The organism is Arsenophonus sp. ENCA (genome assembly GCF_002287155.1).
GTDB classification, from domain to species: domain Bacteria; phylum Pseudomonadota; class Gammaproteobacteria; order Enterobacterales; family Enterobacteriaceae; genus Arsenophonus; species Arsenophonus nilaparvatae.
The window spans coordinates 1-650 of record NZ_NHNG01000359.1; the positions used below are offsets into that span (position 1 = coordinate 1).

At 39.1% G+C, this 650-nt stretch carries 2 protein-coding genes; both read right to left on the reverse strand.

What is annotated here, in order from left to right; all coding sequences use genetic code 11:
* The coding region (locus tag CBG25_RS09500) for a hypothetical protein (RefSeq protein ID WP_290603693.1) at window positions 1–376 on the reverse strand (376 nt) is incomplete at its 3' end.
* On the reverse strand, window positions 363–509 hold the full coding sequence (locus CBG25_RS09505) for a hypothetical protein (protein WP_290606258.1): 147 nt from the start codon (window positions 507–509) through the stop codon (window positions 363–365). The genes CBG25_RS09505 and CBG25_RS09500, both read right to left, overlap by 14 nt.
* Window positions 510–650 lie beyond the last annotated feature (141 nt).

Here is a 650-nt window from a genome sequence, read left to right on the forward strand (position 1 = left end):
GGCTGACAAAAATACATCCCAAATCTAAACGCGCCAGATTTTCAAGTGCTCTGAGCGAACTATGCCCTTTCATGATCCCATAAAGCAAAATTCCCATCATTGAACGAGGAGAATACGGCGCTCTACCTGTTGAAGAATAACAGCGTTCGAAAGGTACCCAGTCTTGTTCATCCAAAATCTCTGTGACAATAAATGCCCTACGTTCACCAATTTGCTTGAGATAATCGCAAAGGGAAACAGAACCCTCCAAGATAGGTAGATTTTGCGCTTTGACAAACTTACGTTTGGTGTGAGAAGGCGATTCCAGTTTGCGAGTAAATACGGTCATAAAAGATCTGCGTTTAAAACGAATAAAGCAAATTTTAATCGATAACATGAGCTTTTGCGACAGCCTCTTTAGGGCGGAAACATCTACTTTTTAACCATCGGCTAACCGTGTCATGAGATAAAGGCGATGGGCTGACTTCTGATAACGCCAAACTAGAGTATCTTACACTGCTTACTTGCAAGAATATTTTATAGATAGGACTTACGCAAATTTCACATAAAATAGAATAAAAATTCTGTAGAGTGTTACAAATGAAACCAAGCCGCTTAAATTACTGCCAGTATCTAATGATAAGCCAAATCAATTATACCTTGACGAATTT